Genomic DNA, 26,755 nt, shown 5'->3' on the forward strand with positions numbered 1-26,755 from the left:
GACGCCACTTACTATTATATAGTAGGGTAGTGTTATTAAAGCTCGTCTGAATCGAGTCTAAACTATTCAGTTGTCCTAGTGACACAGAAAATGTTTCTGAGAAGATAATGCCATTCGCCTCGCAGGCTCGGCTCATCTTACGCAGAAATAGCAAATCAGTGATTTGCAAACCAATTTCTGCGTCCCCATCGTCTAGAGGCCTAGGACACCGCCCTTTCACGGCGGTAACAGGGGTTCGAATCCCCTTGGGGACGCCACTTACTTATTTTAAGTAATCTATAAAGCAGTGTGACTGCCACACTCTCTATCCGCAAAATGATAAAGAGTGAAAAATCTCTTGGTATGCCACCTACTATTCATTAGTAATATAGCTTTTAATAAAAAGTATCTAAAATCAGTTTACCTGCATTTCCATCACTACTTCAAAACTATCCAGTGAAGTTAAAATCTCAAAATTAAATAATTTAATATAATAACTCCTATATATTATTAGTTTCTTTCCTTTCTTTATATTCAGCTTAAATATACTTCGCCTATGTTAGGGTACATATAAACGTCCAAATAAATAGGAGGTTATATGGCAAGTGGATGGGCACGCGATGGTGCAATTCAAGAACAAATTGACGCAAGCGTTAATGACGCTGTGCAGTATGCTAGAAGTAATTTAGTTTCTGGAGCCAGTGCCGAGCTATGTGAAGAATGTGATGAACCAATACCACAGGCACGAAGACTTGCGGTACCTGGGGTTAAGTATTGTGTAAGCTGCCAAGCTGACCTAGAAGGTAAAGGCGGGCTTTCAAAAGGGCTTAATCGGCGTGGCAGTAAAGACAGTCAATTACGATAAAAAGGTGCATACAGCACCTTTTTTAATATCGTATCAGAGTTGAGCTTAGATAATTAAAAAGGGGTTAGTAAACCTATTAAATAAATTTACTAAAATTTATTCATGTTCTCTTTTTTCTGAATAAGTTCAATTGAGTAGCCATCTGGATCTTTTACAAACGCAATTTCTGTTGTACCACCCTTTACTGGTCCTGGTTCACGGCTAACGTTACCACCAGCGCCCTTAATATCTTCACAGGCTTTATAAATATCATCAAACTCAATGGCGATATGACCATAGGCATTACCTAAATCGTAGCTGTCGGTATCCCAGTTATAGGTCAGTTCAAGTACTGTCGTGTCAGTTTCATCACCGTAGCCTAAAAAAGCGAGGGTGTAGCGGTACTCTTCGTTATCAGCACGGCGCAACTCTTTCATACCGAGCACTTGAGTATAAAACGCAGTTGATTTATCTAGATCAGCAACCCGTAACATGGTGTGTAGTAAACGCATTTAAACCCTCTTAAAATTCACATAAATTTTGATAACGCAGCCATTTTATAACGACTACCGCTGCGCTGTTAAAATATCAATAATCCGATTATAAATTATTTCTGTGAGCATCACAGTATCATCGCCATTAGTATTTATAAACTGTACAACGACTGTATCGATATCCTTATAATAACGAGCAATGCTTGAATACCCTAATACCCAACCCGTGTGTTCATACTTATAAAGCGATGTATACAAAGCTTGCTCTTGTTCGTCGAAAAAAGCGCCTTTGTTTAAAGCAATAAGAAAGTCGCCTATATCTTGTGCGGTAGCCACATAGCCTTGATCGAGTGCTTTAAAATCATTCTCATAACCTACGTAGTAACCACTCATCAAATCTACTAAATTTATTTCATGCACTGATGAAAACGTGTTCGTTAGGCCCAGTGGCGTTAAAATTTCATCTTTAATATATTGGTTATGATCATAACCCAGTACGTTAGACATAATTTTTCTCAGCAACAAATAATTAGTATTAGAATAGCCATAATCAGCATCAGGGCTAAAGTCCGCGGGTTCATCGAGCACTAATGCAAGTGGATCAGGGTAGGTGATTGACCAATCAAAATTATCGGTGTCTGTGTAATTGGGTATGCCACTTTTGTGTTTTACCATCATTCGCAATGTAATTTTATCTGCGTTTTCAATGCGCCCAATTAATGATGGAAGATAATCAGCCAGTGTTTTATCTATTTCAATACGTCCAATGGCTGCAAGCTTAGTTAAAGCTGCTGCATCATATAACTTTCGAATGCTGCCAATTTTAAAAAGTGCATTAGGGTATGCGGGTATTTTTTGCTCTCGATCATGCCAACCATTTGCAAAATATTCAGGTTGCTGTCCTTGTTTATGAATATAAACAATAATGCCATCAATTCCTTGTTCAATAGCCTCTTGTGTTTGTGCTTGAACGTTAGCGGGCAGTGGGTGAAAGTAATATAAAGCAAACTGCCAAGGGGCAAAAATGTATATGCTAGTAAGAGTAACAATGAGAGCTGCAATCCGCAGAAGTGTAAGCGCTTTTTTGTTCTTCAATTGTATCATTGCATTCTGGCTTCATTTATTTTTGGAGTGTGAGGATCAGCTTTTTACTCTACTAAACAGCAATATCATGTGATATTGCTGTTTAGTTATGGGGAGTTTGACTGTATTAAAGTATATTTTTACTTATTAACTTTGCCCTTAAGAACATAGATTTCACCATCGAAACTCCCTTGAATCGTCAAACCTTGTCCTGCTAGCTCTTTAAGGTACTCTATATGTTCCTCAGTAATATGCTGCCCAGGCACCAAAAGCGGAATACCTGGCGGATAGGGGGTAACTAAACCGGCACAAATACGGTTGTTACTTTTACCGATAGGCACAGATTCGCGCTCGCCATAAAAAGCATCACTTGGAATACATGCTAAGTCTATGGCTGGTAGGTTTTCAGGCAAGCGAGATCGTCGCGTCGATTTTGACAACTTCACTTTACCGCTGTCGAGTTTTTTGAGCGCATTATAAAGACGAATTATTTTTGAGCGCGTGCCGCCAAGGGTGAGTAATACCAAAATGGTACTGTGGGTGTATTTTTCTATTTCTAAGCCAATTTCATCCAGCAGGTATTTATGAATATCCTTTAACGAATAAGGTAATTCGCTAATGTCGATGAGAATTTTTAGCGGATCGTGACCCATGTTATCACCACTAAAGTGTGGAAATATTTCCATAAAATCTTGTTTACCAAGTACTTTAATTTGTTTGAGTGAAGCCATCTGTTGTTTAAATTCTTCCACATGGTTCAACAAAGCATTGAGTAACTTATAGCCTTCCATCTCCAATTGCTTTTGGCACACATCAAGCGACGCGATAAGCTGATATTTCGGCGATGTACTGGCATAAATACTGTAAATCTCGCGAAAGAAATCAGCATCGAAATCAGGATCGTTAACATGAATATAAGACGCCTGAGAAAACGCCGATACCACTTTATGCGCTGAATGAGTAACATAATCAGCGCCAGCATGAATGGCGGAATAGTAACGTAAGCTTGGATGAAACAGCGAGTAAGCAAACCACGCTTCGTCGATAAACACCTTAATACCATGCTGATGAGCAAATTCTACTACCTGTTTGAGGTCGCTTAGCAGACCATCGTAAGTACAACCAGTGAGAACCAGTAATTTTGCATCGGTATTTTGTTCTATCGCTTGTTTTATATCGGCCAACGACGGCGGCGCAAAAATGCCATATTTAGGATTTAAAATACTCGACAAATAAATGGGTAAACTGGCTGATTGCAAAATGCCGTAGTGCACAGATTTATGACAATTACGGTCAATAATCACTTTATCGCCCTTGCGAAGCAGTGTCTGCAAGATGATTTTATTTGAGGTAGATGACCCGTTGGTAACAAAATAGGTATGTTTCACTTCAAACGTTGCCGCTGCTGACTCTTGGGCACGGCCAATGGTATTGGTGCTATCTGATAATGAGCCTAACGAATCGACTGACACCGATAGATCGCCCACAAACACATTACGGCCATAAAACTGATAAAAATCTTTAATATAAGGAGAATTTCTAAAGCTAGAACCGCCACTATGTCCTGGAGTGTGCCATGAATCATTCGACTCACCAACATATCGGCGATATGCCGTCCAAAATGGGGTTTCTGAGCGATCATCGAAATCGTTAATCATATAACCTAAAATTGCTTCAGGGTCTGAGATTACCTCATCTTTAAAGAAGAATGACTCAATCTCCTCAGACTCATTAACGATTTCTAGCCCCTTCGTATCATCGCCAATAACATAAACAGGCAGCTCAAGGCGGATCCCTTTTAACTGCTCGATAAAGCGACTATAAGTGCGTTCGCCAACCTTATTTTGCAAATCCCAGCTAAGCACCACGGCCTGAATATCACCATCTTCCTCTACAATGTCCAACGCTTGTTTTAACTCAAGACGCTCAATAATATCGATATGAATATCATCTCGCTCAAAATTGACAATGGTCTTCGATAGATTCGTTGAAAGCTCTTGTAAGGTGACTGGATCTTGCTCAATTAACAAGATACGAAGTATAGGTAGCATAGGAATTCTCGCAATAAAATTTCATAATGCTCAACAGCATAACTAAAGGATTAAGACTTGTGAAATTAATACTTTGAAAATGTTCCAATAATTGCTTTTCGCAAGGGTGCAGGTATAAGCGTTTATTTAATTAATTTGCACTATAGAAAAGTCAAGGTGCCTAAGTCTGGCACCTGCATTAAGAAATAGATTGTATTGGTAGAAGAACACTCGCCATATGGCTACTCAGTTTTATCTTTAAACTCACACAAGTCTTCACTAATACAGCTGCCGCATTTAGGTTTTCGCGCTATGCAAGTATAACGCCCATGTAATATTAGCCAATTGTGTACATCGACTCTAAATTCTTTGGGGATCACTTTTTCTAGTTTTTGCTCAACCGAAACCACGTCTTTACCCATAGCCAGCTTAGTACGGTTAGAAACATAGAAAATATGCGTGTCTACAGCGATTGTCTGCAAATTTAAATATAAGAAAGGCAGATGTAATTAGCTTTCAAAATGTTGATAGTTTCAACTTTAAAGAGCAAAGATCTTGTGTTTTCATTAGGCTTCATCGGAACTTTTAGTTACAAAGTTAATTTGGTAACTCATATTAACTGTGTTGTAGTTAATATAATTACAGCACGAGATAGGGAATTATGTATGAAAGAGGATATTGATGAGCTAAAAAGTGAATTTCAAGCAAAACTTCTATCTTGGAATAATATAAAAAGTAAAAAAATTAAAGTTACATTTATATTCATATTTTTCGGTTTGATTGGATTAAAGGTTTTTACCACTATGTTAACTGTTGATTGGCTTGCAGGGTTAATATGATGATCACTTTTCGCCCACTTAACAAACATGATTTTAACTATTCAAAAGTTATAGACCTTTTTTTCGAAGCTTTTCCAAAAGTTCACAGACTACCAGAATGGCTTGTTAAATACAGAATGAGGAATGGAAAAAATGGCTTTGATGTTATTTATGATCATAATAAATGGGTTGGTTTTCTCTACACTAAAGAATATAAACAAATTATCTGTGTAAAGTTTTTTGCTATATCTGAATTGCTCCGCTCAAGTGGTTACGGAAGCAAAGTAATGGATTCTATGAATGAAAAGCATTCAAATAAAAGAATAGTACTCACTATTGAGGAGCTTGATGAAAAGACAGAAAACTATCAACAAAGAGTTAAGCGCAAAGCGTTTTATGAAAAAAATGGGTTCAGTTCTACCGGGTTTATCATAAAAGAGCCAGCTGAGCGGCAAGAAGTCCTTATACGTGGTGGAACTATATCTCAAGAAGAAATAGAAGCTATGTACAAGCATTTTTTAGGAAATTTATTGTTTTCTTTACTTAAAATCGAAGTACTAAAAATTGAATAAGAATACCGTCATTTTAATGTAATTAGTTAGTCGTTAGCAGTTAAATAATGCATGCAAACAGCAGCAAAGATAAAAACTTAAAGTTTACTTATTGGCTCAAAAAAGAATAAACATTATTCAGTTTTATTCTTGAACTCACACAAGTCTTCAATAATACAGCTGCCACATTTTGGTTTACGGGCAACACAGGTGTAACGTCCGTGCAGTATGAGCCAGTGGTGTACGTCTACTTTAAATTCTTTGGTGATCACTTTTTCGAGTTTTTGCTTAACCGCAACCACGTCTTTACCCATAGCAAACTTAGTAAGGTTTGATACGCGGTCGATATGGGTGTCTACTCCTACAGGGCTAGCCGGAGGGTAATAAAGGTAGATATAAAATATGTCTAATTGCACAAGGCTAGGTTGATTTGTGCCATATATAGTCGGCTCTAACTCACTTTTTGCCCCTTTCCGTGTTTCGCATGACTGAACTAGCTTTAGTTGGTACTTGCCTCTTGACTTAATTTTAGTAATACTGAAAAGTGTCTATTATTCAAGAGGCATACCAACAACTTGCTTCTATCAAGATCTACAGAAGGATATGAATAAATTGGCAAGGAATAATAACCAGCTCGCTTTGGCTGATGTTTTAAGGGAGTTTGAAGAAAACGGCACTACCTTTACCGCTGAGATGGTAGCCCAACGCACCACGTATAGTAAAAACTCCATCAACAAGTACATTAATGAGAAGTTGCTTGATAAGTACATTTTTCATGCTGATTCACGTGCCAAATACCGAATTGAAGGGTTAAGCGCCTTATCAAATGACGAGTTCCTTTCCGTAATGAGTCAGTCATCGAAAGCTAAGCAAAAAAAACCGGAAGAGCAGTTTCACGATAAGCTGGTTAGTCGGAGCCTCGATGCGTTTACTTTAGCGCTGGAGGTATATAACCGACCAAGTATGAAAAATCGTGTTGAGGCCTTCGCAATCATGATGGTCAATGCTTGGGAACTGCTACTTAAAGCAGAAATACTCAAGGCTGAAGGGTATGAAAAAATCTTTTATGATGGGGATAAAAGTATATCCATTTCAGATGCGGTTAAAAGGAGGCTGCAAGAAAAAGATCCTGTCAGAATCAATTTAGAGACGATTATTGATTTACGTGACCACGCCATCCATCTGCTGATACCAGAATTACAGCCACAATTGTCCCGGCTTTTTCAAGCAACCGTTCTGAACTATCAAACACGTTATAGGAATGAAATGGGTAATGCCCCTCTTGCCGGGCAAAGTGTGGGTATGCTGAGTTTGGTTGTAGATGGCCCCGCTCCAGAAGTAGCATTGATTCAAAAGTTGTATGGTAAGCATGCTGCTCAATCAGTATCGAAATTCATTCAACGCTTTGACGAAACATCGAAGACGGTTGATTCTACAGAGTTCTCAATCCCGGTTGACTACAGGCTTGCGCTTGTTAAGCGGGAAGATGAAAGCGATCTGTCACTTAGTGTGGGTGATGCCGGTGAAGGAGCTATTATCATCACGAAGACTAAAGATCCAGATGCTACACACCCCTACCATACGAACGAGGCCCTTGACGAAATAAACAAACGGCAGGCAACCACTTCAATCAAGAGTGGCGCTTTTCAGGCCGTGCTGAATAAACACAAAATTAATAATCAGACAAAGTCAGATATGCGTTGGGTGATTGATGGGAGACCTCGCTATTCTGAAAAATTCATTAGATGGTTTGTGGACAATTTAAAGCAACCCAAGTGGCTGGAATCTGCTAAGGAATTTAGACGCAGCCAACTTAGGAACAAGCGCTGATATGTCAGAAATAAAGTTTGATAGTGAGACTCTAGATGGATGCCTATTCATCGGCGTCGTGTACGACTTATACCAACCGCTCTGCTTTCGAGATTTTGAAATTGTAACAGCTCCTTCCGACGTGAACTACGTTTTGCACGTCCATCACAGGGCAAATGCCCTGAACGATACATTTAAGTCACTTGAAACAATCTATCAACTATTGTCACTGACGAATCTTCCGGTTGAAACGCCACTTGGAAATATTTCACGTTACAACTGGGTGCGTTCGATTCTAGATGTCATGTTAGGTAGAGTAACGTCGATTAGGGATTGCGTATTTCTATTGATTGAATCGGTTTGTGAGGTTGGCCTGTCTCCGCGTAAGGTATCCAGAAAAGCGTTAATTAGGAATGAAAAAATAATAACTAACAATAGGTTAATAGAACTAATAGATGAAGTGGCTGAAGCGGGAAAACATTTACGAGAGGAAAGAGATAGACTTTTTCACCGGGGAGAGAGAAGAACTTTGGGGAGCCTCCCAGAATTTTATTATGCGGCAAGTGCAATGGAAGCTTTTGGAAGTTCAGGCAAGCATACTGGACCGGACGGCGAGGAATTGGTTCTCGAAGCGGAACACAAAAATGTTATCACGGAGATAGAGGTCGATTTCCATCAAGTTGTAACTGTTCTGTCGGCAACGCTCACTGAAATACTTTCAAACCTTTATCCGATGTTTAAAGAGACATTTATTGGAAAGATGAAAGCCGGAGATGGTATAAACGAAGCCGCATTGGGTTTGATAGAGCGAGCAGAATACTACAACAGTAAGTTTTATCAAAACTAATCTATTGAACCAGAATTAGTTGAGCATTCACGACTATGATTGTTGCCATTAATGCCAGAGATGTGTCAGCTTGTTAGTTAATTGATTTATTAAGCGCTTAACTGTTTCTCAAAGTAATATTCTTCGAACTATAGAGGATTAGTGGATTTGACCATTAGAATCCTTGCCGAACATAAAGTAACCCGTAAAACGCTAATCAAGCAAAGCCACTAACTCACAATTGTCCAAAAACGAGTTTACCCGACCCTCCGCTTTTCGCTCAAATAAGACCCCGAAAAATGGCTCATATAGCTATCTAGGCCAACGCTTTCAAAAACAGAAGTATATTTCCGATAACTACCTTTGAATTCCTATAAACGGAAGTTTGCTTCCGAAATATAGCAATATTGGGTTAGAAACCGGAAGTTTACTTCCGTTTTGTACTTTAAGTTTATAAACCGGTGTTTAATGAAAGCTGGGAAGTCTAGAGGTACAAGCAAACATTGGGTTATTAAATTTAATAATTAGCTTTTAGCTAAATTTAGAAAAACTTTAAAGCTGGTAGTTTGATTATTTGAACTGACCTCTATATTTCCACCGTTTGCTTGCGCTAGAGCTTTAACTATTGCAAGCCCTAAACCAGCTCCATCGCTGTGTCGTTGGCGCGATTTATCGGGTCGATAAAAGCGGTCAAATAAATAAGGTAAATGCTCAGAAGGTATTCTCTCCCCAGTATTAATCACTGAAATACATATTTTATCAGCGGTAAATATTTCACTATTTACTGTGATTGATGAGCCTTTTGGGGCATACCTTATTGCATTGGATAGGAGGTTTGATAATAATTGGCGAAAGTGTAATTTGTCACAATAAAAACAAAGGTTTTGACCTTTTTTCTTAAATGTAATCAATGAGTCTTCAGCCAAAGCATCAAAGTACTCAAATAATGCTTCAATTTCATCATGGCTTTTTAGAGTATTTTGAACGGGTTTAACCAGTCCATTCTGAGTTTTTGCAAGCCAAAGCATATCACTAACCATCTTAGTTAGTCGTTCCAGCTCTTCTAGATTAGAAAACAATAATTCTTGATACTCTAACAACTGTCTTTTTTTAGATAAACCAACCTGTGTTTGAGTGATTATATTTGTTAGTGGAGTACGTAACTCATGCGCAATATCACTAGAGAAATTTGATAAACGAATAAATTCACCTTGGAGCCTGTCGAGCATCGAGTTAAACGACTGCACCATATTAACAAGCTCAATAGGCACTTTATTTTCATCAAGCCTTACATCCATCTTATTAGTTTGGATGTCATGCATTTTCTGACTCAAACCTCGTAAAGGGTTCAATCCTTGATGTATAGCAAACCAAGCCACCAATAAAATGAGTACCGCAGAGCCAAACATAATAGCCCAAAGACTTTGTTGAAATTGATTGAGAAAGTGTAAATGAAAGCTCATGTCTATCGCTGTAGTAATTTTGTATTGCTGTTGCTCAGTACTTAAATTACTCACCAGAGCTCGGTAGGTGTGGGTATCATTTTGCCATGAGGTAATGTTGTTACGGTTAAAGCCAGTTGAAACCTTAGCACTCATTACAAAATCACTAAAATCTCGTTCAGAGCTTTGAAAAATGAGATCTCCTTTTGCGGTATTTACCTGATAGTAAACACCGTGATGACCCGCTACAGCGTTAGATAATTCATTTTTAAATTTCAGGTTTGATTTATAGTGTTGTCTTAAAACTAATTCAATAGATTGATTAATAACATGCAGTTCACTACTATCTTGCTGGAAAAAATGATGTTTTATCGAACTATTTATTAAGGTGGCAACTAAAGTTAAGCACGCAATAACGGTTACAGCCACAAACAACACAACACGCATCGTAAGTGATAAAGGCCGTGACTTAATAGCCATCAGTTTCAACCTCTAATTTATAGCCCATACCGCGAACTGTATGAATTAATTTAATAGTAAAGTCATCATCAACTTTTGCTCTTAGCCTACGAATGGCAACATCAATCACATTGGTGTCGCTATCAAAATTCATATCCCATACTTGAGAAGCAATTAACGAACGTGGCAGTACTTCACCTTCGCGCCGTAACAATAGTTCAAGTAAGCTAAACTCTTTATTACTCAATAAAATACGCTTGCCTGCACGTTGTATTTTTCGCTTTGGAATATCCATTTCTAAATCAGCAACGATCAGTATATCGTCAACTGTTTGTACTGCACCACGGCGAATAAGAGTGCGTACTCTTGCTAAAACTTCAGCAAAAGCAAAAGGCTTTATTAAATAGTCATCAGCACCAAGTTCGAGCCCCTTTACTCTATCGTCTATGCTATCGCGAGCAGATAAAAATAGTACTGGGGTTTTGTTATCTGCTTCACGTAGCGACTGTAAAATTTTCCAACCGGATACGTCAGGTAACATGACATCAAGTATTATTACATCAAATAATTCGGTCATTGCTAGGTGATGACCGTCAAGACCATTGCGCGCCAAAGAAACCTGAAAACCAGCTTCACTTAGTCCCTGTTTTAAATAATCTCCCGTTTTTGCTTCATCTTCAACAACTAATAAGCGCATACAATTCCTTCATTAAAGTCCTAACAACTACCTCTGCAAATATTATGCAGTATCTGTCACTACAGCAACATGACACCAAGATTACAACTTTGTAATGTTCGCGTCATGTTGAAGACAGGTCTATTTTCTATACTCAATACATATTCTGCTATGAAGGAGTAAGGAAATGGGGTTTAAAAAGTCATCACAACAGGTTAGCACACCACGAAGACGATTTGTTCAAGGCTTAATTGCAGGAGGTGTACTTGCTGCTTTTCCGAGTGTATTACATGCTGCATCATCTTTAGTAGCAGGAACAATAACAGGCACTGTGCCCGAACTTAGCGGCGAAGTAATTGATCTGGTTATAGATGAATCGCCGGTTAACTTTACTGGCGTAGTACGTATGGCGACAACTATCAATGGATCTATACCCGCTCCTACCTTGCGCCTCAAAGAAGGCGATGACGTTACTATTAGAGTAACAAATAAGTTATCAGTACCGAGTTCAATTCATTGGCATGGCATTATTTTACCGTATCAAATGGATGGCGTACCTGGTATCAGTTTTAAAGGCATTATGCCTGGCGAAACCTTTGTTTATAAATTTAAATTACAACAAAGCGGTACATATTGGTATCACTCACATAGTGGCTTTCAAGAAATGACTGGCATGTACGGTGCATTAATTATTGAACCGCGAGAAAAAGATATTATTAGTGCAGATAACGAGCATGTTATTCAATTATCTGATTGGACTGATGATGACCCAATGGCGCTGTTCCGCAAATTAAAAATACAGAGTGATGTATTTAACTTCAATCAGCCCACTGTTCCAGAATTTTTTGATGACGTTTCAAATAGCGGTGTTTCGAATGCTTTGCAACGCCGCAAAATGTGGAATCAAATGAGAATGAATCCTACAGATTTAGCTGATTTATCTGCATCAGCAATGACTTTTTTAATGAACGGTAGTACTCCAATGGCAAACTGGCGTGGATTATTTAAAGTCGGTGAAAAGCTTAGGTTAAGGTTTATTAATGGCTCTAGTAATAGCTTTTTTGACGTGCGTATCCCCGAGTTAAAACTAACGGTTGTACAAGCAGATGGGCAAAACGTTGAACCAGTGACAGTTGATGAATTTAGATTCGGCCCTGGTGAAACCTACGACGTAATTGTTGAGCCTAAAAATGATGCCTATACGATTTTTGCTCAAAGTATGGATCGCTCTGGTTACGCAAAAGGAACTTTATCAAGCTCGCCTAATATTGATGCGCCAGTACCTGCACTTGACCCTGTTGAATGGTTAACGATGACCGATATGATGGGCAATATGACCCACGGCGGTGAGCACTCTGCAATGGCTGGTATGGCAGGCATGTCAGGTATGAACTCTAAAGAAATGGATCATAGCGCTATGGGCCACGGTGCAATGGCGATGGATCATAGCAAACATGGTATGTCTGAAAACCCATTAGCGGTTGCCAGCTCTAAAGTGCGTCATGCAAAAACGGAGTATGGAGCTTCAGTTGATATGCGCGTTGATATGCCTAGAACAAATCTTGATGATCCTGGTATTGGTTTACGTAAAAATGGTCGTCGTGTTTTAACACTTGCAGATTTACACTCACTTGAAGGGATCACTAACCAGCAAGAGCCAGAAGCTGAAATTGAGCTGCATTTAACCGGAAACATGGAGCGTTATAGCTGGTCATTTGATGGCTTAGAATTTGGTAAAAGCACGCCAGTGCATATGAAGCATAACCAACGTTTAAGAGTTATTTTACAAAACGATACCATGATGACGCACCCTATGCATTTGCATGGTATGTGGAGTGATTTAGAAAACGAGCAAGGTGATGTGCAAGTGCGACGTCATACGATACCTGTTCAACCCGCACAAAGAATCAGCTTTTTAACCACCCCTCACGATGTAGGTCGCTGGGCTTGGCATTGCCATTTATTATTCCATATGGATGCCGGTATGTTTAGAGAGGTAGTCGTATCATGAAACAATTAAAACTATCTAAATCATTAGGTTTATTAATGTTAACAGGGGCTTCATTAATTAGTTTCCCTTTATTAGCGCAAAGTGAAATGGCACAAATGAATAGCGCTAAGATGCAACCACAAGGAGGAAGTGCACCTAAAGATGCAAGAGACCCCCATGCTTACTCTGCGGGAACAACTTTAACAGAAGGCCCATATGCGCTTGAGGGCAATGAGCGATTAACACTCGCTGATGAGCATCCATTTTACGCATTACTAGGCGATCGTCTTGAATATAACGAGCAAGCAAACGCAGGTGTATTTGACTTACAAGCATGGTACGGCACTACCTTTGATCGATTGGTAATTAAAACCGAGGGTGATTTCAGCGAAGGAAGTATTGAAGAAAACCAAACCGATATTTTATGGGGTCACGCCGTATCAGCATATTGGGATACTCAAGCAGGTGTTCGTCTTGATTACAATAAAGAAGGTGAAAATCGGCAATGGTTGGCTTTTGGCTTACAAGGTTTAGCCCCTTATTGGTTTGAACTTGATATGACAGCATACGTAGGTGAGCGAGGCAATACCGCATTTACGTTAGAGGCAGAGTACGAACTATTACTCACGCAAAAGCTAATTATACAACCGCGAGCCGAAATTACACTTTATGGCAAAAACGATAAACAAAACGAACTTGGAAGTGGCCTATCAAGCAGCGCGATTGGCTTTAGGGTTCGTTATGAATTTACACGCCAGTTTGCGCCCTATATTGGCGTTGAATGGAGCAATAAATTTGGCAATACCGCCGACTATGCCACATCAAGTGGACAAAGTAGCAACAACACCGCATTTGTTACGGGTATTAAATTTTGGTTTTAATCATTTTAAATAAGAGGTAATTATGAAGTTTTTTAATTCTGCAGTAGCTATTTTAGGTTTAGTACTTACATTTTCCGCATCAGCGCATATATCACTCAAGCAATCAACACCTGCGCAAGAAGCCATGTTAATGAAAAGCCCAGAGCAACTTTCGTTAACTTTTGGTGGTGAAGTAAGGCTAGCAAAAGTCATCATCAAAGATGAAAAAAATAAATCAATAAACTTTGATTTCAAACCAAGCTCTACCCCAAGCACAGACTTTAGTTGGTCATTGCCGAGCTTAGTCCAAGGCACTTACACGGTTAAATGGACAGCACTGGGTGGTGATGGACATAAAATGACCGACACGTTTAGATTTATGGTACACAAAAGTGAATCGCATAAGATGATGCAAGAACAATCTAATACCCACAGCAAACATAATCATTAAGTAGCAACATAATGCAATTAAGTGAATGGTCAGTACTCTTACTATTATTAAAACTAGCAAGCTATATCGCAATTGCAGGGCTTGCGGGCACTTTATTAATGCGCTTTATGTGTGGCAACAGCAATGTTGCAGGGCATCACTTAATTAGCTTTTATCAGTTCTTAAAACGTTGGCAAATTACGTGTGTAGTTACAGGTAGTATTGCTGCACTTTTACAAGTACCAATAGAAGCTGGAGCAATGGCTGAATCAGGCTTTATGGGAATGTTTGACCCCTTTATGCTTGAAATTGTTTGGCAATCAGTCATAGGTGACCAAGCAACGTTTAGAATACCAGCGCTCATTATTGCTCTAATTAGCGCATGTATGTGGAGTGTGGAATCAGATGATAACGTAGCAGGTTATAAAAACGTTGCCGTTATACTAATCATGCTTGGGTTTATCGCTTATAGCTTCACTTTTACTGGGCACAGTGCAAATGAAAATGGGTTAGTGAAAAGTATTTTAACCTTTCACCTTATTGCCATTGCGAGCTGGTTAGGGTCATTGTGGCCGCTTTACAAAAGCTGCACTTTACTACCTACCAGTGAAGTAAAGCGGTTAATGCATTACTTTGGTCAACTCGCTATTGTTATTGTATTTGTACTACTTATTTCGGGCTTAACTCTGCTCCTGCAGTACCTAGAGTCATTTTCTGCATTGTTTACATCAAATTATGGGCAACTAATTTTATTAAAGCTGTTACTCGTCAGCGCGATGCTGTTACTAGGTGCATGGCATAAGCTTTTTTTAGTCCCGCAAATCACTCAACAACACCATATAAGTATATTAAAACGCTCGATTACTGTTGAAATAGTAATTGCCCTGTTTGTACTTATTACAACAAGTGTATTTACCACACTTGTTGGTCCGCCTATTTAACGATTAATAAAAAGGGAAACGTATGTTAATTAAATCCTTTAATTTAAAAATTTTATTGCTACTAATTTTTAGCACTGTTAGTTCTTTTACTGTTAGTGCACATGACGATGAAAAATATTCAAAAAAAGGCAAGGCCTTTGTCAATGTTGATAGCGAGGCTGCAAAAACAGTCAGCCTATTTCATGCATATCTAAAACAAGGTAATCGCGAAGCTGCACGTAAATTACTGGCCGACGATGTCATCATTTTTGAAGGCGGAAGTGTTGAGCGTTCTGCAGATGAATACGCGAAACATCATATGATAGCGGATATGAAATTCTTAAGTGCTGTTAATAGTGAACTACTAGAGCATCAAGTTTACACAAATGGAGACATAGCTTACTCAATTTCAAGAAGTAAAACTCAAGGAAAGTACAAAGGAAAAGATATTAAGTCTATGGGAATGGAATCAATCACATTAAAAAACACCGATACAGGTTGGAAAATCACTCATATTCACTGGTCTAATTAAGGAGTTAACAATGCGAGTAATCTACATTACCTCAGCGTTTTTTTTATCATTAACTATGTCATTTTCGGCAATGAGTATCGAAAAACAGCATAAAACATCAATAATCTATGAAAATTCAGAAAAACCTGAAATTGAGCTTACCGTTTATAAAAGTAAAAATTGTGGATGTTGTAATAAGTGGATTGCTCATTTGAGTGAAAACAATATTCAAACAAAAGCAATTAACGTTAATGACATGGGGTCGATTAAATCTCAGTATCAAATAAAACCTAATATGCGCTCATGCCATACAGCCGTGTCAGCCGATGGATTTGTATTTGAAGGTCATGTTCCCGTTAAACATATAAAACAGTTTTTATCTGGGCAACACGCTCCGCACATTACAGGCTTAAGTGTACCAGCCATGCCTATTGGCACTCCCGGAATGGAAATGGAGGGTATATTTCACAAATATAATATTGAACTACTCACTGACAACTCAAATGAAGAAACCTACAGATACATAAGTAAATCCAGCGAGCAATTTTAGCCTAACGGCATAATTTTTGATTTAATTGTTAAATACCCATTTTACACAACAGGAAACACTGATTTGTGAGCTTGATAGTGTAAAAATTACTCACATGTAAAAACAAAATACAAAACTTTTAAGGAGCAATACAATGTCACACTATTCAAAATTTTTTTTAATGATAGCAACATCCACAATAACCATGTTTGTATTGATGTATTTGAACACCTACCAACTTAGTCATGTTTATTTTAGTGAAACTCGTACTTATATGGCGCTTTATATGGGAGCCACGATGGCAGTGATAATGCTACTTTTCATGCTCAATATGTATAAAGATAAAAAGAAAAATATAACAGTACTCATTGCTAGTGTTGCCGTATTTGCAGGAAGTTTATTTTTAGTTCGCTCACAAGTGACTGTTGATGATAGCTCATGGATGTCGGCGATGATCCCACATCATTCAATTGCCATACTCACCAGTGACAGGGCAAAAATCAAAGATAAACGCGTTCAAAAGCTTGCTACAAATATAATTGAAGCCCAAGAGCGAGAAATAAAAGAAATGCAATGGCTCCTAAAAGATATAGAGCAAAACGGCATTGCACAAACCAATGCTCAAGCACAATTAAGAGCTGTTCCAGATTTCAATTCAAATAAATAAACCGCATAACATAAGGAGTAAAGCATGAGTAAATCAGCCCAACTTTTTAGAATGGCAACAGATGAGCATATTTGTCCGTTTGGTTTAAAATCAAAAGACCTACTAGAGCGAGAGGGATATACAGTTGATGATCAGCTTTTAACTTCTCGAGAGCAAACAGATGAATTTAAAAAACAACACAGTGTAGAAACTACACCTCAAGCATTTATTGATAATAAACGTATAGGTGGCTACGACGATTTACGTGATTACTTTAATAAGCCACAAGCAGCCCAAGAAGGTACAACTTACACGCCCGTGATTGCGATTTTTTCGGTTAGTTTTTTGCTTAGTGTGGCATTTAGTTTTGCATCGGATAATAGCTTATTATCAATGCAAACCGCTGAACTGTTTGTAGCCCTAACAATGGCAGTGTTAGCAATACAAAAGCTTCAAGACTTATTTAGCTTTACTAATTCATTTATAACCTATGACTTAGTCGCTATGAAAGTAGTCAGGTACGCTTATGTCTACCCATTTTTAGAAGCATTTGTTGGCATTGGAATGATAGCCGGATTACCAGCCTATATTATTGCCCCTATTTCATTATTCATAGGTGGGGTTGGTGCTGTTTCAGTGATAAAAGCAGTCTATATAGATAAACGAGAGTTAAAATGTGCGTGTGTAGGCGGTGACAGTAACGTACCACTAGGGTTTATCTCTCTAACAGAAAACTTATTTATGATAGCTGCCGGTATTTGGATGTTTGTTAGGTAAATAACAGCTTTAATTTAAAAACATGATGATGTACTAGTGTGATTACCAAGGGATTATGTCGCTCTAATTACCGAGCGACTTTGTCGTAAATAGCATATCAGCTGTACTAGCTCATATCAGATCTCACAGTTTAAGTGAATAAGTTTAGACTTCATCAGGCAGACTGCTATGAGCGAAAAGCAGACATTGACCGTTAATCGTTTCAACGACGGCAATTAGCCATACGTTGCATGTTTGCTCCCTTACTGGTTTTACGATATCCAAAACCGACATAACGACCATTAAGCAAATACCAAAGTAAAATAGGTATGTGCTTCAATCATATAGCCAAAGAGGATAAAGCGTTAATAGCACTGCTACAGGCCCTAGAATGCTGAAGACAGCTCTGGTATGGTTTTTATTTTTGTGCCAGTTGTATAAGTTTACCAATAGTTCCAAAGATGCAAAAATAGGTAAAAGCGTATTTACAGCTATTCCTTCGAAGTGAGAGAAGAAGCCTAGTCCTAATGCCGATGCAAGTGACCTTAATGCAGGGAAGCAGGCCGTGCCGCTAGCCAAACGCCACTAGAGCCTACTCTGTCTAATATTTTATTTATCATTTGAAAGTCTATTGGTTGATATTACCATCATTCTAAACTCCGTATATAAGTACGGAGTCAATCATTTTAATGAATCAATTATGGGGCAATGTGTTGGATCTTCGTTTTGCATACAGGTATTTGTCATATCCACAATTACTTTCTCTAAACGTTGAAGGTCATTAATTTTGTCTCGAATGATTGCTAACTTTTGTCGGCTTAATAGCTCAACTTGAGTGCAGTTGCTGTCCATAGACATTAGCGATTTTATTTCTCTTAACGTAAAGCCGAGCGCTTTGGCTTTTGTGATAAACCTAAGTTGTCCTGCTATTGTTTCGTCATATTGTCTATAACCAGATATTGGTTTTTCAGGTTGTGTAATCAGCCCTTCTCGTTCATAAAAACGAATGGTTTCTACATTTAAATTTAATGATTGTGCTAATTTGCCAATGGTTTACATTATTGCCTTTGTGAATACTACTAATCTAAAGTTATATTTAGTTTAGCTATCCAATGATTTGATGATGCCGCACGCTTCAATTGTATTGTCTGAACCACAAGCACTTGCCATCTGTTGTAATTCAGCTTTAAGCGCCCTTAATTCTTTCATACGTTTATTCACTAGTGCAAGTTGCTGATCAATTAATGCATTAACGCTAGAGCAGCTTTCTTCTGGCTTATTTTTTAATTCGATAAGACGTTTAATATCATTGAGTGATATATCTAGGCTGCGACAATGCTTTACGAATTCCAATTGTTTAAGTGCTTTACTATCATACAGCCTGAAATTACCTTCTGAACGGTTTGGATTTAACAGTAATCCTTCTCTTTCATAATATCTAATCGTTTGTATTGAACAGCCCGATTTTTTTGACAATTCGCCTATTTTCATCAATTTCCCCCAGACATTTGACTCTATAGTTACTATAGGATCTATAGTATAGGTATGCAACGAAAGGGATATATAAAAATGACTGAGAAATATTTAAACAATACGAATATCGTTAATTTTGAACACAAAGATATCCAATCCCTGATCGATCAACGAGGGTGGAAAAATTTGGATAATTTCAACAAAATTGGTGCCGCTTATCAGTTTGTAAAAGATGAAATAATGTTTGGCTATAACAAGAGTGATGATATTTCAGCAAGCGATGTGCTAGCAGATGGTTATGGACAATGTAATACTAAGGGTAATCTGTTAATGGCACTATTGCGTGGACTAGGTATCCAGTGTCGTTTCCAAGGTTTTACCATTGATCAGCAACTATAAAAAGGTGCTATCCCAAGCTTGTATTTTGGTTAGCACCTAAATACATCATTCATAGTTGGGTAGAAGTTTACTTTGAAGGGCGTTGGATAAACTTAGAGGGCTTTATATTGGATGAGCAATACTTAAGCTCACTACAGCAGAAATTTAGCCAAGCAAAAGATGAGTTTTGTGGTTATGGTGTTGCAACAAAGTGCTTATCTTCACCCGGTACGGATTGGCGTGGAGAGGATACCTATATTCAAAAAGAAGGTATTCATGACGACTTTGGGCTTTATGATTCACCAGATAAGTTCTATCTCGAAAAAGGTACTAATCTATCAGGTGTAAAACGTTGGTTGTATCAACGAGTGATCCGACATTTGATTAATATGAATGTATCAAAAATAAGAAATAAAAAAGTACTGGAGGTACAAAATGCACAACCATAGTCACAGTCATCAGCATGGTAAAGACGACCGGATTGGTTGGGCATTTTTCCTTAATGTGATATTTACCATTATCGAATTTATAGGTGGTTGGCTCACAAACAGTACGGCGATAATGGCGGATGCCGTTCACGATCTTGGTGATAGTCTTTCAATAGGTTTTGCGTGGATTTTAAGTCGTTTTTCAGATAAAGAAGCATCAGACAAATTCAGCTATGGTTATCGCCGACTTACACTTTTTGGTGCATTGGTAAATAGTATTGTTTTGATTATCGGCTCTATTTGGGTTTTATTTGAAGCAATACCTAAGCTGTCCAATCCTGAAATGCCTGTAGTTGAGGGGATGTTAGGGCTAGCCATACTCGGTGTTGCCGTAAATGGTTATGCGGTATTCAAATTAAAAGCGGGTGAAACACTAAATGAAAAAGTGCTGACATGGCACCTACTTGAAGATGTACTCGGTTGGGTTGCCGTTCTTATAGTCTCTATTGTATTGTTGTTCGTTGAACTGCCGATATTAGATCCTCTATTATCAATAGGGTTTACGCTGTTTATCTTATTTAACGTTTTCAAAAATCTTAAATCAACATTGGTGCTTTTTCTTCAAGCTGCACCCGATAAAGAGACCCAAGAGCGTATTAAGCAGTCATTAAATGAATTTCCTGAAGTAAATGGTATACACCATATGCATTTTTGGTCACTGGATGGTGAAAGTCACGTTTTAACAGCGCACCTTGAGCTGAGTGACAACTTTGACGTTAAAGAATTAATTAAGCTTAAACAAGAGGTTGCAGCTAAATTATCTTCCTATCATTTATCGCATACGACGATAGAGTTTGAGTTTTTAAATGAAAATTGTAGGGATGAAGCAGAGTAAGTTTTATCAATAAAATTTTGGAGCATACAATATAAAAAGCAGCTTAATTAGGCATAACTTAGTAATTAAGCTGCTTTTTTGCTTTTAGATTTCGTCGGATTGCTGTTTGTTACTCTCAGCGCCATGCGCCCATTGATATAAAATAGGCAATACAAACAAAGTTAAAATGGTAGAAGATACAATACCGCCGATAACAACTGTTGCTAGTGGTCGTTGTACTTCTGCACCAATTCCAGTGTTTAACGCCATTGGAATAAAACCTAAACTTGCGACCAGTGCCGTCATTAAAATAGGTCTTAAACGAATGATGGCGCCTTCAATGATCGCTACGTATAGGTCGCCTTTTTCATGCCAAAGATCTCGAATAAAAGCCAACATAACCAAGCCATTTAATACTGCGACACCTGACAATGCAATGAAGCCGACACCTGCCGAAATTGATAAGGGCATGTCTCTTAAATAAAGTGAAAATACGCCCCCTGTTAATGCTAAAGGCACGCCACTGAAAATGATTAATGCATCTTTTAATGAACCAAATGCTATAATCAAAATACCTAGGATAACAACCAATGTTATCGGTACAACTAGGCTTAATCGCTTACTTGCTGATTCTAGTTGTTCAAACGTTCCACCATAATCAAGCCAGTATCCTGCTGGAATTTCTCCTTCCTGATTAATTTTAGCTTTAACTTCTTTTACAAAACCGCCTAAATCTCTACCACGAACATTGACGGTAACCACAACTCTTCTTTTTCCGTTCTCTCGGCTAATCTGCGCGGGTAAAGACTCTGATTTAAGCTCTGCAACTTCTTCAATTGGCACATAGTTACCATTCTCAAGTGGAAGCGGCAGATGCTTCAAGCTATCGATATCCGTTCTTATTTGCTCTGGTAGGCGAACAACTAACTCAAACCGTCTGTCACCTTCATAAATGATCCCCGCAGATTCACCGCCAATCGCAGTGGCAACCCAGTCTTGCAATTCGGTAACGTTCAATCCATACCTACCAAGCGCTTCTCGTTTAGGAATTACTGATAAAGATGGAACACCTGTGACCTGTTCCATTCGAGCATCAGCGGCACCATCCACGGTTTTCACAATATTTAGAATATCTTTTGCGGTAAGTAATAACCGATCCAAATCATCACCAAATATTTTGATGCCGACATCAGCTCTAACGCCAGAAATCAATTCATTGAAACGCATTTGAATAGGCTGAGTGAATTCATAGTTGTTGCCTGGAATGTTTTTCAGTACTTTTTCCATTTCTTCAACTAATTCACTTTTTGGTTTTGAAGGTTCGGCCCATTCTTTACGTGGTTTTAAAATAACAAAGATATCAGCAATACTCGGTGGCATTGGGTCGGTTGCTACTTCTGGTGTGCCAATGCGCGAGAATACTTTATCAACTTCAGGAAACGCTTTAATACGTTGCTCAAGTACTTCTTGCATTTCTACTGATTGCTCTAGGCCAGTCGATGGAATTCTTAATGCCTGTAGTGCAATATCACCTTCATTTAATTGAGGAACAAATTCTGTCCCAAGCGTAGTTGCTAACCAAAGGCTATACCCCATTAACAGCGTTGAGAATGAAACAATAATCCAACGAAATTTCATCGCCATTTTTAACAATGGTTCATAAATAGACTTGGTTGAACGAATAACTACACTTTCTTTTTCGCTGATTTTACCTTTCATAAACACAGCTACAGCAGCAGGAACCAGTGTAACTGAAAGGATCATTGCGGAAATTAACGCCATAACGACAGTTGCCGCCATAGGGTGGAACATTTTCCCTTCAACGCCAGTTAGCGTGAAAATGGGGATGTAAACAACAGTGATAATTGCCACACCAAACAAGCTTGGACGTATCACTTCTGAAGTGGCTTCAAAAACGGTATTTAGGCGTTCTCTTAAGTCTTGCCTATGACCGTTGTGTTGGGCCTGTGCTAACCTACGGACAGAGTTTTCAACGATGATTACAGCCCCGTCCACTATCAAGCCAAAGTCCAATGCGCCGAGACTCATTAAATTGGCAGATACTCCTGCTTGCACCATACCTGTGATTGTCATTAACATGGAAATAGGGATAACAGCAGCGGTAATGAGAGCTGCACGTAAATTTCCAAGTAGAATAAATAACACAACAATAACTAAAAGCGCACCTTCAACGAGGTTTTTGGTAACGGTTGCAATCGCTTTATCTACTAACGTTGTTCTGTCGTAAACAGGCTCTGCGGTAATGCCCTTTGGCAGAGATTTTTGTATTTCGCTGAGCTTATGTTCCACTTCTAAAGCAACGGTGCGAGAATTCTCACCAATCAGCATCATGGTTGTACCAAGCACTGTCTCAATGCCATTACGAGTAGCAGCCCCTGTTCTAAGTTCTTTGCCTATAGCAACATTGGCAACATCACTTATTTTTACAGGAATACCATCGTTCTTTTTGATGATGACATTGAGGATTTCATCCATTGTCGCAAGTTGCCCGATGGAGCGCACTAACACTTGTTGTCCGTTTTGCTCAATATAACCCGCGCCACGGTTATCATTATTTTTACGTAATGCATCAGAAACGTCTTCAAAGCTTACCTGATGAAAAAGTAATTTTTCGGGTTTCGGCGTTATATGATACTGCTTGTTATAGCCGCCGATGCTGTTGACCTCAATGACGCCTTTAACTTGAGCCAATTGCGGTTTAATGATCCAGTCTTGTATTTCTCTTAAGGCAATAGCGGTATAAGGCTCTCCATTAGGCATTTTAGCGTCAGGAGAAGCTTGTACGGTATACATAAATATTTCACCAAGCCCTGTGGAAATAGGACCCATCTCTGGCTCTAAGCCAGAGGGAATAACGCCTTTTATCGCAGCTAATCTTGCATTGATTAAGTTGCGTGCGAAATAAATATCGGTTCCCTCTTCAAAGATAACGGTCACCTGGGATAAACCATATCTTGAAAGAGAGCGGGTGTGAGACAGCTTTGGTAGTCCAGCTAATGCGTTTTCTACTGGAAAAGTTACCCTTTGCTCCGCTTCTAAAGGTGAATAACCGGGGGCAGAGGTATTTATTTGTACCTGTACGTTTGTTATATCTGGAACAGCATCAATGGGAAGTTTTTGATAACTCCACATACCAACGCCGATGATTACCATCAGCAAGCTTAATACTAAATAGCGCCTATTTATTGCAAGACGCAAAATTGATTCAATCATATTGCGTCTCCTAATCGTCGTCTTCTACTTCAGATTTCAAGATATCTGCTTTAATCAGATAACTGTTTTTGTTTACATATTCAGCGTCTTTACTGAGGCCATCAATGACCTCGATATAGTTTTTGTCTGAACGACCAAGGACAAGTGGTGCAAACTCGTACTCTTCATTTTCTTTTACAAAGACACCTAATTGTCCACCTAGCTCTTGTATGGCAACTTTCTCGACCGCTAAATCCACCTCAAATTGGTTTATCTTTACGTTGCCTTTTAATAATTGACCTGACGTTAGCTTTAACTCAGTGTTGTTTAATCGTACCCGTGCTAAAACATAAGGCTGATCTTTAGCTGGAATAATATTAGTGATGACTGAACTGAATGCGTGTTCACCTTGCTCAATATCAACATGCTGACCGACTTTGATTTGATTATATTGGCTGGTAAACACCTTAAATTCAGCCCACAAGGTGTCAAATTTGACGATTTCAAACAAGCTAGTGTTTTGCGTGATACCGCCAATATTTCCATTTCGCTGTAAAACAGTCCCAGAAACAGGCGATGTTATTTTATAAGTATTTAAGCTCTCATTAGATTCAATAACGGCTAATAGATCGCCTTTTTTTACCGTATCACCAACAGTGAAGTTTATTGTCTTTATAACGCCGTTATATCTAGCGCTAACTTGAAATAATTGTTCAGCGCCTATCGTCGTAGAGCCGTATACAGGGATAGTTTGGTTCAACGTTTTTGAAGCTAAATAGGCTGTTTCAACACCAACCTTTTTTGCCATGTTATTGTCGATTTTGCTTATGCCTTCTTCGCCTTCATGTTCATCTTCACTAGCGAAAACACTTTGAATGGGTGATAGATACCCAATAAAAATCAATAGTGCGAGTAAATAGTTTTTCATTTTGAATTCCTAAACGATTCAGTTAATCACTGAATCAATAAATTGTTATTAAACTTAAAGTGATGTTTATTTAGAGTGACAGCGCTTCGTTTGTTAGTTTTTCTATCTCTGCGCCATAAATTAGGGCAGCAGATGCCGCGTCAATAAGGGTTCGCCGAGCATTTAACAGCTCTTGTCTAGCCGATACATAATCAAGATATCCATATCGACCTTTTTGATAGGCGTCTTGAGTATCTTCCAGTGCATCTTCAAGCATTGGGATAACCGACTGCTTTAATGAATTAGCTGTTAATATGGCTTGTTTTCTATTGGAGTATGCTCGTAGTAAGTGATTTCTAAATCTTAACTTAGTCGCCTCTTTCTCTATGGCAACTTGGTCACGCTCTGCTAGCGCACTAGCGATTGCGCCAGAATTTCGCTTTTCAGCAAACAAAGGTAAGCTAAAGCCAGCGACCAGTGCCGTATCATTGGCTTCTTGAGAGCGCCTAACACCAACAGACCATTTGATATTGGCCGTTGACTCTGTTTTAGCCAACTGTAACTCGGCCTCTTTTAGTCGCTGCTCACTTGCATAAACTTGAATAGCAGGGTTTTTCTCTAATTTCGCAAAGAGACTACTAAAATCACTATCATTGCCAAACTGAAACAGATCTCCAGTTACTCTAGAGAATGACACTGATGTTTCTCCCCAGTAAGCTGATAAAGAAAGCTTTAGATATTCCAAGCGCTTTTGTTCAGATTGAAGGGTGAGGTTAGCCTGAGCAATAACTGCTTTTGAGCGTTTCACTTCAGCCTCAGGAGTAGCACCTGCGCGGTTACGCTGAGATACAATCTCTAAGGTTTCTTGTGCTAAGCTCAAAGCATTTTCTGCCAATATAACTCTTTGTTGGGCTGCAAGTACTTCCACGTACTTCTCAGTGACTTGAGCCATTAAATTAAGCGCAGAGACTTCTTTTTCAGCAGTGAGTAGTGTTCTTGATTTTGAAACAATTCCAATCCGCGCTGAGCGTTTATCTCCCATTTCGATAACCGAAGATAGAGCGACTGTTAATTCAGCACTGTCGAATGTATTAAATTCACCTGAGCCTGCAAAGTTCTCAGCTTCAAGCTCTAGTTCATAAGCAGGATTTAAACTTGCGATTTGTTCTCGTCCAATTAATGCCGTTTGCTTGAAATCAAATATTTTAAGTTCTGGATTTTGTTTAAGCGTCCACTGAATTGCCTCTTGAAGGTTTAACTGCTTCTCAAAGGCATAAACATTAAATGTAAAAAGTGACAAAGCGAGAAACGCGATATATTTAAGCCGAGGTGTTACACACCTTAAAATTGCTATCTTGCGATGCACACAGGTATTAAGTGCCATGTATACTTTCCTATAAATTTATATGTGATATTTAGGTCATTAACATTTGACCTTTCTTAATTTTCTATAAAATTTAGGCGTATTTAGGTGGGCGGAATGGCACCGAGATATAGCCTTTTAGCTCAGGGGAAACTAAGGCGTAGGTAGGGAAATATTCTATTGCTTGTAAAATATTACAAGAAGAATCTGTATTTAAAAATAACTGACAGCAGCAACAAAAATTACAATTATCAATTAAAGTTTGGCTATTACCCTCCTCAAATAAATTAGAGCTTTCAGGAGCTTTTAGCGGGGTAATAGACTCAGTTAGTGATATATTAAAAGAACTTTCAATTAAGTTTCCTTCAATCTCTTCTTGCGAAAAAAACACAGACTGCACCGCGATTAAAATCATTATCACGTATGATATATATGGTTTAAAATATGACGGGTGCATTCTTTTAAC

General features: G+C 38.6%; 26 protein-coding genes, 1 tRNA gene and 3 pseudogenes. 16 read left to right on the plus strand and 14 right to left on the minus strand.

Translation table 11 applies throughout. From position 1 onward, the window contains the following. The first annotated feature begins 181 nt into the window (after window positions 1-181). Together CWB77_RS12530 and CWB77_RS12535 are read left to right on the plus strand one after the other, a co-directional pair. Window positions 182-257, plus strand: a tRNA-Glu gene (locus CWB77_RS12530). Window positions 258-577: 320 nt separating this feature from the next. Beyond that, window positions 578-844 carry a DksA/TraR family C4-type zinc finger protein gene (locus tag CWB77_RS12535; RefSeq protein WP_008115225.1) on the plus strand — a complete coding sequence of 89 codons (267 nt, stop codon included), beginning with the start codon at window positions 578-580 and terminating at the stop codon, window positions 842-844. A gap of 89 nt (window positions 845-933) precedes the next feature. On the opposite strand, the gene gloA is transcribed toward CWB77_RS12535, so the two are convergent. From gloA to CWB77_RS12555, 4 genes and pseudogenes are all read right to left on the minus strand, one after another. After that, window positions 934-1,335 (minus strand): lactoylglutathione lyase, encoded by a 402-nt coding sequence (gene gloA, locus CWB77_RS12540; protein WP_138622999.1) that lies wholly within the window; start codon window positions 1,333-1,335, stop codon window positions 934-936. Between the two features lie 54 nt (window positions 1,336-1,389). Next, complete coding sequence (locus CWB77_RS12545; RefSeq protein ID WP_138623001.1) at window positions 1,390-2,421, minus strand: serine hydrolase domain-containing protein; 1,032 nt, start codon at window positions 2,419-2,421, stop codon at window positions 1,390-1,392. Between the two features lie 119 nt (window positions 2,422-2,540). Next, window positions 2,541-4,451 (minus strand): aminotransferase class V-fold PLP-dependent enzyme, encoded by a 1,911-nt coding sequence (locus CWB77_RS12550; RefSeq protein ID WP_138623003.1) that lies wholly within the window; start codon window positions 4,449-4,451, stop codon window positions 2,541-2,543. Between the two features lie 221 nt (window positions 4,452-4,672). Further along, window positions 4,673-4,906, minus strand: a pseudogene (locus CWB77_RS12555) (endonuclease III); the annotation flags it as partial. A 189-nt stretch (window positions 4,907-5,095) separates the two neighbouring features. Here CWB77_RS12555 and CWB77_RS18435 point away from each other — a divergent pair. Beyond that, window positions 5,096-5,269, plus strand: coding sequence for a hypothetical protein (locus CWB77_RS18435; RefSeq protein ID WP_171043271.1), 174 nt, complete (start codon window positions 5,096-5,098; stop codon window positions 5,267-5,269). After that, window positions 5,269-5,820 (plus strand): GNAT family N-acetyltransferase, encoded by a 552-nt coding sequence (locus CWB77_RS12560; protein ID WP_249931437.1) that lies wholly within the window; start codon window positions 5,269-5,271, stop codon window positions 5,818-5,820. Before CWB77_RS18435 ends, CWB77_RS12560 begins: the two co-directional genes overlap by 1 nt. 113 nt (window positions 5,821-5,933) lie before the next feature. Here CWB77_RS12560 and CWB77_RS12565 read toward each other — a convergent pair. Further along, window positions 5,934-6,164 (minus strand): annotated as a pseudogene (locus CWB77_RS12565) (iron-sulfur binding domain-containing protein); the annotation flags it as partial. Between the two features lie 238 nt (window positions 6,165-6,402). On the opposite strand from CWB77_RS12565, the gene CWB77_RS12570 reads away from it, so the two are divergent. Then, window positions 6,403-7,629 (plus strand): DUF3644 domain-containing protein, encoded by a 1,227-nt coding sequence (locus CWB77_RS12570; RefSeq protein WP_171043272.1) that lies wholly within the window; start codon window positions 6,403-6,405, stop codon window positions 7,627-7,629. A gap of 1 nt (window position 7,630) precedes the next feature. Further along, window positions 7,631-8,455 carry a Cthe_2314 family HEPN domain-containing protein gene (locus tag CWB77_RS12575; RefSeq protein WP_138623007.1) on the plus strand — a complete coding sequence of 275 codons (825 nt, stop codon included), beginning with the start codon at window positions 7,631-7,633 and terminating at the stop codon, window positions 8,453-8,455. 503 nt (window positions 8,456-8,958) lie between these two features. Here CWB77_RS12575 and CWB77_RS12580 read toward each other — a convergent pair. Together CWB77_RS12580 and CWB77_RS12585 are read right to left on the minus strand one after the other, a co-directional pair. Further along, window positions 8,959-10,356 (minus strand): heavy metal sensor histidine kinase, encoded by a 1,398-nt coding sequence (locus tag CWB77_RS12580; RefSeq protein WP_010558011.1) that lies wholly within the window; start codon window positions 10,354-10,356, stop codon window positions 8,959-8,961. After that, the gene (locus CWB77_RS12585) at window positions 10,346-11,032 is read right to left on the minus strand and encodes a heavy metal response regulator transcription factor (RefSeq protein WP_010388408.1); all 687 of its coding nucleotides are present in this window, start codon (window positions 11,030-11,032) and stop codon (window positions 10,346-10,348) included. The genes CWB77_RS12580 and CWB77_RS12585 overlap by 11 nt, the downstream gene beginning before the upstream one ends. 166 nt (window positions 11,033-11,198) lie before the next feature. On the opposite strand from CWB77_RS12585, the gene CWB77_RS12590 reads away from it, so the two are divergent. The 8 genes from CWB77_RS12590 (at window position 11,199) to CWB77_RS12625 (ending at window position 17,674) form a co-directional block, all read left to right on the plus strand. Continuing rightward, window positions 11,199-13,022 (plus strand): copper resistance system multicopper oxidase, encoded by a 1,824-nt coding sequence (locus CWB77_RS12590; RefSeq protein ID WP_010558010.1) that lies wholly within the window; start codon window positions 11,199-11,201, stop codon window positions 13,020-13,022. Next, window positions 13,019-13,882 carry a copper resistance protein B gene (locus CWB77_RS12595; RefSeq protein WP_002963237.1) on the plus strand — a complete coding sequence of 288 codons (864 nt, stop codon included), beginning with the start codon at window positions 13,019-13,021 and terminating at the stop codon, window positions 13,880-13,882. The genes CWB77_RS12590 and CWB77_RS12595 overlap by 4 nt, the downstream gene beginning before the upstream one ends. A 22-nt stretch (window positions 13,883-13,904) precedes the next feature. Then, window positions 13,905-14,312: a copper resistance CopC family protein gene (locus CWB77_RS12600; RefSeq protein ID WP_010558009.1), complete on the plus strand. Its 408-nt coding sequence runs from the start codon at window positions 13,905-13,907 to the stop codon at window positions 14,310-14,312. Window positions 14,313-14,323: 11 nt separating this feature from the next. Continuing rightward, window positions 14,324-15,232, plus strand: a complete 909-nt coding sequence (locus CWB77_RS12605) for a CopD family protein (RefSeq protein WP_010558008.1) — start codon at window positions 14,324-14,326, stop codon at window positions 15,230-15,232. Window positions 15,233-15,254: 22 nt separating this feature from the next. Continuing rightward, complete coding sequence (locus CWB77_RS12610; RefSeq protein ID WP_010558007.1) at window positions 15,255-15,743, plus strand: YybH family protein; 489 nt, start codon at window positions 15,255-15,257, stop codon at window positions 15,741-15,743. A 10-nt stretch (window positions 15,744-15,753) separates the two neighbouring features. Continuing rightward, window positions 15,754-16,272, plus strand: coding sequence for a DUF411 domain-containing protein (locus tag CWB77_RS12615; RefSeq protein ID WP_002963058.1), 519 nt, complete (start codon window positions 15,754-15,756; stop codon window positions 16,270-16,272). Between the two features lie 133 nt (window positions 16,273-16,405). Next, on the plus strand, window positions 16,406-16,918 hold the full coding sequence (locus CWB77_RS12620) for a DUF305 domain-containing protein (RefSeq protein ID WP_010388415.1): 513 nt from the start codon (window positions 16,406-16,408) through the stop codon (window positions 16,916-16,918). A 24-nt stretch (window positions 16,919-16,942) separates the two neighbouring features. Next, on the plus strand, window positions 16,943-17,674 hold the full coding sequence (locus CWB77_RS12625; protein WP_002963060.1) for a MauE/DoxX family redox-associated membrane protein: 732 nt from the start codon (window positions 16,943-16,945) through the stop codon (window positions 17,672-17,674). Between the two features lie 315 nt (window positions 17,675-17,989). On the opposite strand, the gene CWB77_RS18790 is transcribed toward CWB77_RS12625, so the two are convergent. The 3 genes from CWB77_RS18790 to cadR form a co-directional block, all read right to left on the minus strand. Then, window positions 17,990-18,232, minus strand: coding sequence for a MerC family mercury resistance protein (locus CWB77_RS18790; protein WP_327077832.1), 243 nt, complete (start codon window positions 18,230-18,232; stop codon window positions 17,990-17,992). Between the two features lie 102 nt (window positions 18,233-18,334). After that, on the minus strand, window positions 18,335-18,703 hold the full coding sequence (locus CWB77_RS12635; RefSeq protein WP_028834999.1) for a MerR family transcriptional regulator: 369 nt from the start codon (window positions 18,701-18,703) through the stop codon (window positions 18,335-18,337). Between the two features lie 51 nt (window positions 18,704-18,754). Continuing rightward, complete coding sequence (cadR, locus tag CWB77_RS12640) at window positions 18,755-19,144, minus strand: Cd(II)/Pb(II)-responsive transcriptional regulator (protein ID WP_002962247.1); 390 nt, start codon at window positions 19,142-19,144, stop codon at window positions 18,755-18,757. Between the two features lie 78 nt (window positions 19,145-19,222). Here cadR and CWB77_RS12645 point away from each other — a divergent pair. Both CWB77_RS12645 and CWB77_RS12650 read left to right on the plus strand, forming a co-directional pair. Next, window positions 19,223-19,953: pseudogene (locus CWB77_RS12645) on the plus strand (transglutaminase-like domain-containing protein). Further along, on the plus strand, window positions 19,940-20,827 hold the full coding sequence (locus CWB77_RS12650; RefSeq protein ID WP_010557526.1) for a cation diffusion facilitator family transporter: 888 nt from the start codon (window positions 19,940-19,942) through the stop codon (window positions 20,825-20,827). The pseudogene CWB77_RS12645 and the gene CWB77_RS12650 overlap by 14 nt, the downstream one beginning before the upstream one ends. Window positions 20,828-20,911: 84 nt before the next feature. Here CWB77_RS12650 and CWB77_RS12655 read toward each other — a convergent pair whose 3' ends face one another. The 4 genes from CWB77_RS12655 to CWB77_RS12670 form a co-directional block, all read right to left on the minus strand. After that, on the minus strand, window positions 20,912-24,040 hold the full coding sequence (locus CWB77_RS12655; RefSeq protein WP_010557527.1) for an efflux RND transporter permease subunit: 3,129 nt from the start codon (window positions 24,038-24,040) through the stop codon (window positions 20,912-20,914). A gap of 10 nt (window positions 24,041-24,050) precedes the next feature. Continuing rightward, a complete protein-coding gene (locus tag CWB77_RS12660; RefSeq protein ID WP_002962254.1) occupies window positions 24,051-24,947 on the minus strand; it encodes an efflux RND transporter periplasmic adaptor subunit in 897 nt (298 codons plus the stop codon). Between the two features lie 70 nt (window positions 24,948-25,017). Next, window positions 25,018-26,310 carry a TolC family protein gene (locus CWB77_RS12665; RefSeq protein WP_002962255.1) on the minus strand — a complete coding sequence of 431 codons (1,293 nt, stop codon included), beginning with the start codon at window positions 26,308-26,310 and terminating at the stop codon, window positions 25,018-25,020. 73 nt (window positions 26,311-26,383) lie between these two features. Further along, entirely contained in the window at window positions 26,384-26,704 is a 321-nt protein-coding gene (locus CWB77_RS12670; RefSeq protein ID WP_024598538.1) for a hypothetical protein, read from the minus strand. Window positions 26,705-26,755 lie beyond the last annotated feature (51 nt).

The organism is Pseudoalteromonas sp. S1610 (assembly GCF_005887465.1).
Taxonomy (GTDB): domain Bacteria; phylum Pseudomonadota; class Gammaproteobacteria; order Enterobacterales; family Alteromonadaceae; genus Pseudoalteromonas; species Pseudoalteromonas undina.

Excerpts from the sequence above, each read along its gene's own strand:
- CWB77_RS12535 (WP_008115225.1), top strand. The coding sequence starts at position 578 with ATGGCAAGTGGATGGGCACGCGATGGTGCAATTCAAGAACAAATTGAC.
- gloA (WP_138622999.1), bottom strand. The coding sequence starts at position 1,335 with ATGCGTTTACTACACACCATGTTACGGGTTGCTGATCTAGATAAATCA.
- CWB77_RS12545 (WP_138623001.1), bottom strand. The coding sequence starts at position 2,421 with ATGATACAATTGAAGAACAAAAAAGCGCTTACACTTCTGCGGATTGCA.
- CWB77_RS12550 (WP_138623003.1), bottom strand. The coding sequence starts at position 4,451 with ATGCTACCTATACTTCGTATCTTGTTAATTGAGCAAGATCCAGTCACC.
- CWB77_RS18435 (WP_171043271.1), top strand. The coding sequence starts at position 5,096 with ATGAAAGAGGATATTGATGAGCTAAAAAGTGAATTTCAAGCAAAACTT.
- CWB77_RS12560 (WP_249931437.1), top strand. The coding sequence starts at position 5,269 with ATGATCACTTTTCGCCCACTTAACAAACATGATTTTAACTATTCAAAA.
- CWB77_RS12570 (WP_171043272.1), top strand. The coding sequence starts at position 6,403 with ATGAATAAATTGGCAAGGAATAATAACCAGCTCGCTTTGGCTGATGTT.
- CWB77_RS12575 (WP_138623007.1), top strand. The coding sequence starts at position 7,631 with ATGTCAGAAATAAAGTTTGATAGTGAGACTCTAGATGGATGCCTATTC.
- CWB77_RS12580 (WP_010558011.1), bottom strand. The coding sequence starts at position 10,356 with ATGGCTATTAAGTCACGGCCTTTATCACTTACGATGCGTGTTGTGTTG.
- CWB77_RS12585 (WP_010388408.1), bottom strand. The coding sequence starts at position 11,032 with ATGCGCTTATTAGTTGTTGAAGATGAAGCAAAAACGGGAGATTATTTA.
- CWB77_RS12590 (WP_010558010.1), top strand. The coding sequence starts at position 11,199 with ATGGGGTTTAAAAAGTCATCACAACAGGTTAGCACACCACGAAGACGA.
- CWB77_RS12595 (WP_002963237.1), top strand. The coding sequence starts at position 13,019 with ATGAAACAATTAAAACTATCTAAATCATTAGGTTTATTAATGTTAACA.
- CWB77_RS12600 (WP_010558009.1), top strand. The coding sequence starts at position 13,905 with ATGAAGTTTTTTAATTCTGCAGTAGCTATTTTAGGTTTAGTACTTACA.
- CWB77_RS12605 (WP_010558008.1), top strand. The coding sequence starts at position 14,324 with ATGCAATTAAGTGAATGGTCAGTACTCTTACTATTATTAAAACTAGCA.
- CWB77_RS12610 (WP_010558007.1), top strand. The coding sequence starts at position 15,255 with ATGTTAATTAAATCCTTTAATTTAAAAATTTTATTGCTACTAATTTTT.
- CWB77_RS12615 (WP_002963058.1), top strand. The coding sequence starts at position 15,754 with ATGCGAGTAATCTACATTACCTCAGCGTTTTTTTTATCATTAACTATG.
- CWB77_RS12620 (WP_010388415.1), top strand. The coding sequence starts at position 16,406 with ATGTCACACTATTCAAAATTTTTTTTAATGATAGCAACATCCACAATA.
- CWB77_RS12625 (WP_002963060.1), top strand. The coding sequence starts at position 16,943 with ATGAGTAAATCAGCCCAACTTTTTAGAATGGCAACAGATGAGCATATT.
- cadR (WP_002962247.1), bottom strand. The coding sequence starts at position 19,144 with ATGAAAATAGGCGAATTGTCAAAAAAATCGGGCTGTTCAATACAAACG.
- CWB77_RS12650 (WP_010557526.1), top strand. The coding sequence starts at position 19,940 with ATGCACAACCATAGTCACAGTCATCAGCATGGTAAAGACGACCGGATT.
- CWB77_RS12655 (WP_010557527.1), bottom strand. The coding sequence starts at position 24,040 with ATGATTGAATCAATTTTGCGTCTTGCAATAAATAGGCGCTATTTAGTA.
- CWB77_RS12660 (WP_002962254.1), bottom strand. The coding sequence starts at position 24,947 with ATGAAAAACTATTTACTCGCACTATTGATTTTTATTGGGTATCTATCA.
- CWB77_RS12665 (WP_002962255.1), bottom strand. The coding sequence starts at position 26,310 with ATGGCACTTAATACCTGTGTGCATCGCAAGATAGCAATTTTAAGGTGT.
- CWB77_RS12670 (WP_024598538.1), bottom strand. The coding sequence starts at position 26,704 with ATGATTTTAATCGCGGTGCAGTCTGTGTTTTTTTCGCAAGAAGAGATT.